At 71.9% G+C, this 6,663-nt stretch carries 6 protein-coding genes; 1 reads left to right on the forward strand and 5 read right to left on the reverse strand.

What is annotated here, in order from left to right:
- Positions 1 to 75 precede the first annotated feature (75 nt).
- Genes KWI83_RS36510 through KWI83_RS36520 form a run of 3 tightly spaced genes read right to left on the reverse strand, consistent with a single transcriptional unit; the run spans position 76 to position 2,646 of the window.
- Complete coding sequence (locus KWI83_RS36510; protein WP_218518669.1) at positions 76 to 837, reverse strand: energy-coupling factor ABC transporter ATP-binding protein; 762 nt, start codon at positions 835 to 837, stop codon at positions 76 to 78.
- The gene (gene cbiQ, locus KWI83_RS36515; RefSeq protein ID WP_218518670.1) at positions 825 to 1,586 is read right to left on the reverse strand and encodes a cobalt ECF transporter T component CbiQ; all 762 of its coding nucleotides are present in this window, start codon (positions 1,584 to 1,586) and stop codon (positions 825 to 827) included. Before cbiQ ends, KWI83_RS36510 begins: the two co-directional genes overlap by 13 nt.
- Before the next feature lies 1 nt (position 1,587).
- Entirely contained in the window at positions 1,588 to 2,646 is a 1,059-nt protein-coding gene (locus KWI83_RS36520) for an energy-coupling factor ABC transporter permease (protein WP_218518671.1), read from the reverse strand.
- Between the two features lie 167 nt (positions 2,647 to 2,813).
- Here KWI83_RS36520 and KWI83_RS36525 point away from each other — a divergent pair, with 167 nt between their 5' ends.
- Complete coding sequence (locus tag KWI83_RS36525) at positions 2,814 to 3,173, forward strand: SsgA family sporulation/cell division regulator (RefSeq protein WP_218518672.1); 360 nt, start codon at positions 2,814 to 2,816, stop codon at positions 3,171 to 3,173.
- A gap of 10 nt (positions 3,174 to 3,183) precedes the next feature.
- Here KWI83_RS36525 and KWI83_RS36530 read toward each other — a convergent pair whose 3' ends face one another.
- A complete protein-coding gene (locus KWI83_RS36530; protein WP_218518673.1) occupies positions 3,184 to 4,860 on the reverse strand; it encodes a penicillin-binding transpeptidase domain-containing protein in 1,677 nt (558 codons plus the stop codon).
- A 132-nt stretch (positions 4,861 to 4,992) separates the two neighbouring features.
- Positions 4,993 to 6,624: a penicillin-binding transpeptidase domain-containing protein gene (locus KWI83_RS36535; RefSeq protein ID WP_218518674.1), complete on the reverse strand. Its 1,632-nt coding sequence runs from the start codon at positions 6,622 to 6,624 to the stop codon at positions 4,993 to 4,995.
- Between the last annotated feature and the right edge of the window lie 39 nt (positions 6,625 to 6,663).

Below are 6,663 nucleotides of genomic sequence, written 5' to 3' on the forward strand. Positions count from 1 at the left end.
GCACAAGGTACTGGCCGGTGGTCCGACTGTTGTTACCAGGGGGTAGCAACCCGGGGTAACCCCGAGCGGCGTCGGTCACGCGCCCGTCGTCACGGAGCGCGGGTCGAAGCCGAGGGGCAGCTCCAGGCGGTGGGCGCGCATCAGGGCGCCGTCGCCGAGCAGTTCGCCGGTCGGGCCGTCCGCCGCGATCACGCCCTCGCTCAGGATCAGGGACCGCGGGCACAGTTCGAGGGCGTAGGGCAGGTCGTGCGTGACCATCAGCACGGTCACGTCCAGGGAGCGCAGGATGTCGGCGAGTTCGCGGCGCGAGGCGGGGTCGAGGTTGGACGACGGCTCGTCCAGGACGAGGATCTCCGGCTCCATGGCGAGCACGGTCGCCACGGCGACCCGGCGTCGCTGCCCGAAGGAGAGATGGTGCGGCGGGCGGTCCTGGAACCCGGCCATCCCGACCCGCTCCAGCGCCCGCTCCACCCGCGCCTGGAGCTCCGCCCCCTTCAGCCCGGCCGCCGCCGGTCCGAAGGCCACGTCCTCGCGGACGGTCGGCATGAAGAGCTGGTCGTCGGGGTCCTGGAAGACGATGCCGACCCGGCGCCGGATCTCGGCCATGTGCGTGCGGTCGACGGGCAGCCCGGCGACCCGCACCGAGCCGGTACCGCCGCCGAGGATGCCGTTGAGGTGCAGCACCAGCGTGGTCTTCCCGGCACCGTTCGGGCCGAGCAGCGCGACCCGCTCGCCGCGCTCGATGCGGAAGTCCACGCCGAACAGGGCCTGGTGCCCGTCGGGGTAGGCGAAGGCGAGGCCGGAGACCTCCAGGGAAGCTTCTGTCACAGCACCCATCCCAGCAGACAGACGACCAGGGCGGCACACGGCAGGGCGAGGGCGTACGACCACTGCGCCCGGGACGCGGTCACCTCGTCGATCACCGGCATCACCCCGGCGTACCCCCGGCTCAGCATCGCCAGATGCACCCGCTCCCCGCGCTCGTAGGAGCGGATGAACAGCGCCCCCGCCGACTTCGCGAGCACCCCCCAGTGCCGCAGGCCGCGCGCCTCGAAGCCGCGCGACTCGCGCGCGATCCGCATCCGCCGCATCTCGTCGGTGATGACATCGCCGTACCGGATCATGAAGGTCGCGATCTGCACCAGCAGCGGCGACAGCCTCAGCCGTTGCAGGCCGAGCAGCAGCTCGCGCAGTTCGGTGGTGGCGGCCAGCAGGACGGACGCGGCGACGCCCAGGGTGCCCTTGGCGAGCACGTTCCAGGCGCCCCACAGTCCGCTGACGCTCAGCGACACGCCGAGCACCTCGACCCGCTCGCCCTCCGCGACGAACGGCAGCAGTACGGCGAACGCGACGAACGGCACCTCGATCAGCAGCCGCTTCAGCAGGAAGAGCGGGGGAATGCGGGCGAGCCCGGCCACCCCGCCCAGCAGCACGGCGTACACCCCGAAGGCCCACATCGCCTCGCGCGGTGTGGAGACCACGACCACCACGAAGGCGAACGTGGCGGCGAGCTTGGTGTGCGGCGGCAGGGCGTGCACGGGCGACGAGGCCCGCCGGTAGAGCTGGTGGGCGTGCCCCGCACCCATGTCAGACGCTCGTGTCGGTGGGCGCCGACGCCTGAGCCGCCTCGGCGGTACGGCGTCGGCGCACCGCCCAGAAGATCCCGCTGCCCGCGACGACGGTCACGCCGACGCCGATGACACCCGCGAGGCCGCCGGAGAGGCGGGCGTTGTCGACGTCCTTGACGCCGTAGTCGGCGAGCGGGGAGTCGGCGACGTGGTGCTCCTCGGCGGACGTGGCGAAGCCCTTGTCCTCGGCGACCTTCTCCAGGCCGTCGGGGCTGGCGGAGGCGTAGAAGCTGACGAACCCGGCGAGGACGAGGGAGGTGACGAGGCCGCTGATCCACAGCGTGCGGCGGGAGGTCCGGGGGGCGGGTGCGGGCGCCTCGGCGGCGGGCGCGTCGACGAGTTCGCCGCCGACCCGCAGCTTCAGCGGTTGGCGCAGGTCGCGGGCGCCGTGGACCAGGTCCGGCCGTACGGCGATCACGGCACCCACCGTCAGCGCGGTGATCACCGCCTCGCCGATGCCGATGAGGATGTGCACGCCGACCATGGCGGTGGCGACCTTGCCGATGGCGACGTCGGTGGTGCCGCCGATCGCGTAGAACAGCGTGAAGGCGAGGGCGGCGGCCGGTACCGAGACCAGCGCGGCGACGAACGAGGCGGCGGTGATCGACCGCCGGGTGCGCGGGAGCACCTTCACCAGGGCACGGAAGACGAGGTAGGCGACGGCGACACCGACGACCGACATGTCGGTGATGTTCACGCCGAGCGCGGTCAGGCCGCCGTCCGCGAAGAGCAGGCCCTGCATGAGCAGGACGACGGAGACGCAGAGCGCGCCGGTGTAGGGACCGACGAGTATCGCGGCGAGGGCGCCGCCGAGCAGATGGCCGCTGGTCCCGGCGGCGACCGGGAAGTTCAGCATCTGCACCGCGAAGATGAACGCCGCCACCAGGCCGGCCAGCGGTGCGGTCCGCTCGTCCAGCTCACGCCGGGCGCCGCGCAGGCTCACGGCGACGGCGCCCGCGGCGACGACTCCGGCCACGGCGGAGGTCGGGGCGTTGATGAATCCGTCGGGTACATGCACGGTTCGATGATGTGGCTTAATGCGAACCCATTGCAAGAGCGAGCCCCTCCCCGTTGTGAAGATGAGATAAGCCGCTCTGACAGGCGTAAATCGGGAAATATGGGACATTGGATGGGGAGCGGATTCATAGTTTCCGCATAGGTGACGCACGGTAAAGGGGTCGTCCGATGTCCGTGGTCGAACAGTACGCACGAGCCCATATCGTCACGGACACCGACGTCCAGGTGCTGGACGAACGGGGAGCGATTCCGGTCGTTCTGCGCTATGACCCGGACCAGGATCCGCGCGCGGTGCGCATACGCCTGCCCGGCCCGCACGAGTGGACCTTCTCCCGGGACCTCCTCGAACAGGGCCTGCGCTCACCCGCCGGTTCCGGCGAGGTCCGGGTGTGGCCGTGCGGGCGGGTGCAGGCCGTCGTCGAGTTCCACTCGCCGCAGGGGACCGCGGTCGTCCAGTTCGACACGAAGGCGCTGATCCGCTTCCTGCGGCGCACCTACATGGTCGCCGCGACTCCCGTACGAAGCTGACCGGAGGCCGTCAGCCGCCCTGCTTCAGCAGCGCCGCCACGATCGGGCCCGCCGTGTCCCCGCCGTGCCCGGCCGCCTGCACGACACCGGCGGCGGCGAGATCGCCCCGGTACGCGGTGAACCAGCCGTTGGGCTTCTTCTGCCCGTCGACCTCCGCGGAGCCGGTCTTGGCGCCGACGTCACCGGTGACCCCCGCCATCGCCTCCGCCGCCGTACCGTACGCCGCCGTGTAGGCCATCAGCTCGCGCAGCTTCGCCAGGGTGTCCGCGGACATCGTGCGCGAGGCCGTGGCGAGCGTGCGGCCGTCCACGGACGGGGCGACCAGGTACGGCTGGTGGAAGACGCCCGCCTTGACCGTCGCCGACACCGACGCCATGTTCAGCGGGTTCATCCGCACCCCGCCCTGACCGATGAGCGACGCCGCCATCGGCGCCTTCGACTGCACCGGCACGGAACCGTCGAAGGTCGGCACACCGACCGCCCAGTTGTTCAGCGACAGACCGAACACCTGCTGCGCCTGCCGGGTCAGGTCGTCGTCGGCCAGCTCGGGCGCCTGGCTGATGAAGGCCGTGTTGCAGGAGCGGGCGAAGCTCGCCTTGAACGTGCCGCCCTTGATCTCGAACTTGTCGTCGTTGTGGAACTTCCAGCCGCCGTACGTGAAGTACTTGGGGCACGGATGCGCCTTCTCCGGCGAGGCGAGCCCCTTCTCGATGAGCAGCGACGACGTGATGACCTTCATCGTCGAACCGGGCGCCAGCGAGCCCTGGAAGGCGGCGTTGAAGCCGGGGTTGGAGTTGGCGACCGCGAGGATCTCGCCCGTGGAGGGCCGCAGGACGACCACGGAGGCACGCGCGCGGGAGGCGACCTGCTGCTCCGCGGCCGTCTGCAGGCTCGCGCTGAGCGTCGTCCGCACCTCGCCCGGCGTGCCCTCGCTCAGTTCCAGCACCGTCTTGTCGGACAGCTCCTGCTTCTGGGAGGCCTTGCCGCGCACCACCCGGAGTTCGACCCCGGCCGTGCCGCCCGCCGTCTTGCCGTACTTCTCGCGCAGCCCGTCCAGCACCGGCCCCAGCGACGCGTACGTGTCGGTGGTCAGCTCGTCGCCGTCCCGGTCCAGCGCCCTGACCGGTGGCGTGCCCGCCTCGCCGGTGACGAGCCGGTCGCCCTCACGCAGGTCGGGGTGGAGGACCGACGGCTGCCAGCGCACCAGCGGCCTGCCGTCCGCGGCCCGCCGGACGACCGTCAGCGAACTCCGGTACGTCAGCGGCTTGCTGACGTCCTGGTACGCCACCGTGCCCTGCACCGTGAACGGCACGGTGTCGCCCGTGCGGGCGCCCGGGGTGAGCGTGAGGTCCTTGATGTGGGCGTCCTTGGCGTAGGCGGCCAGCAGCGTCTTCGCCGCCGCGGCGTCGTCGGTGGCGGCCGCCGCGCCGGTCACCTCGCCCTGCTGCCAGGCCGTGAGGAACGCCTGGGCGGCGGTGGTGACCTCCTTCGCGGACAGCGGGCCGGTCCTCACCGACTTCTCCCGCTCGGCGGCGGCCGTCGTGGACGCGCCGTCCTCGGCCGCGGCGCCGGTGCCGAACAGCGCGTAGGCACCGATCCCGGCGCCGCCCACGACCACGGCGATCACACCGCCGATGACGGCGGGCCTGGTCTTCCGTCGCTCGGCGACGCGCCTTCTTTTGCCCACTGCTTCCCGATCCTCCGCGCAATCCCCGGGCCCGCCCCTGCGCTCGGCGCGGCCCTTACGGCCGTACAGGCCTCGTGGTCTCACAGTCCCAACGACGGCACCACCCTAGAGTCCCCGCCTGTGAGGGTGACGTCAGCCACCCGCGCGCAGCACGGCCGCCACGATCGGGCCCGCCGCCTCGCCGCCCCGGCCGCCCTGCTGGGCCATGGCCGCCGCGGCGACGTCGTCGCGGTAGCCGGTGAACCAGCTGTCCGCCTTGGCGTTGCCGTCGACCTCGGCGGACCCGGTCTTCGCGCCGATGCTGCCGGACAGCCCGGACATCACGGAGGCGGCGGTGCCGCTGGTGGCGGTGCGGTTCATCATGGCCCGCAGCTGGGCGACCGTGCTCCCCGACAGGCCCTGCGCCGTGGCCAGTTCCCGTCCGTCCAGGCTCTGCGGCACGATCACCGGCTGCCGGAAGGCGCCCGTCATCGCGGTCGCCGTGACCGACGCCATGTTCAGCGGGCTCATCTGCACCTGGCCCTGACCGATCAGGTTGGCGGCGGTGTCCGGGCCGCCGGAGGCGGGGACCGAGCCGTCGAAGGAGGGGACGCCGATCTTCCAGTCGTTCCGGCCGATACCGAACCGTTCCTGCGCCTCGCGGGTCAGCGAGTCCACCTTCAGCTCGTCCGTGAACTTGATGAAGGCGGTGTTGCAGGAGCGGGCGAAGCTCTCGGAGAGGGTGGCGTCGTCGTTCGGGGTCATACCGGTGAGGTTGTGGAAGGTCTGGCTCTGCCAGGTCGCCGTGGGCGGGCAGGGCGCGGGCCCGTTCATGGTGGTGAGCCCGTTGTCGATGAGGGTGGCCGCGCTGAGGATCTTCATCGTCGAGCCGGGCGCCACCTCCCCGAGGAACGCCGCGTTCCAGCCGTCCGCGCGGTGGTTGGCGACGGCCAGGATCTCGCCGGTGCTCGGCTTGACGGCGACGACGGAGGACTCGTCGTACTGCGCGACCGCCTTCTCGGCCGCCGCCTGCGCGGTCGCGCTCAGCGTCGTGCGCAGCTGGCCGGGCTCGCCCTCGGAGAGGGTGAGCAGCGTGGTGTCGGCGGCCTCGGTGGTGGTGTGCCGGACGGCGAGTTCGACGCCGGGCGTGCCGCCGGCCCGGTCGCCGTAGCGGGCGCGCAGTTCGTCCAGGATCGGGCCGAGGGAGGGGTAGTTGTCCTTCGACAGCACGGTGCCGTTGCGGTCCACCGCCTCGACCGGCGGGCTCGCCGCCTCCTCGGTGACCAGGATGTCGCCGTCCTTCAGGCCGGGGTGCACGACGGACGGCTCCCAGTCGACCAGCGCCCGCCCGGTGGTCTCCCCCCGCACCACGGTGAGCCGGCTGTCGTACGCCAGCGGCTTGGACTTCCCCTCGTACGACACCGTCGCCTTCACCGAGAACGGCACGGTACGGCCCTGCGCCTTGCCGGGCGTGATCTTCACGTCGGTGATGTGCGCGTCCTGCCCGAACGACGTCAGCACGGGCTCGGCCGCCTCCGCGAAGTCCGTGTACGACGCCGCCTCGGCGCCCTGCCCCTGTTCCCAGGCCGCGAAGAACGCACGGCTCGTCTCCTGGACCTCCGCACCGCTCGGCGGCCCGGTCCGCACCGGCTCGGGCTCGCTCGCGGCCGCCGTCCCCCCGTGACCGTTGAGCGCGGAGACGAAGTCGTAGGCGCCGTACCCGGCCCCTCCCACCATCACCGCGAACACACTGCCGACGACGGCAGCCTTGACCCCTTTGCGCACGACGCGTCCCCTCCCCGTTCACAGATCTCCGCACTCTAA

The organism is Streptomyces sp. TRM70350 (genome assembly GCF_019219825.1).
Classification (GTDB): Bacteria; Actinomycetota; Actinomycetes; order Streptomycetales; family Streptomycetaceae; genus Streptomyces.

What these genes read in the sequence shown, in the direction of transcription:
- KWI83_RS36510 (WP_218518669.1), bottom strand. Translation starts at nt 837, where the DNA reads ATGGGTGCTGTGACAGAAGCTTCCCTGGAGGTCTCCGGCCTCGCCTTC.
- KWI83_RS36525 (WP_218518672.1), top strand. Translation starts at nt 2,814, where the DNA reads ATGTCCGTGGTCGAACAGTACGCACGAGCCCATATCGTCACGGACACC.
- cbiQ (WP_218518670.1), bottom strand. Translation starts at nt 1,586, where the DNA reads ATGGGTGCGGGGCACGCCCACCAGCTCTACCGGCGGGCCTCGTCGCCC.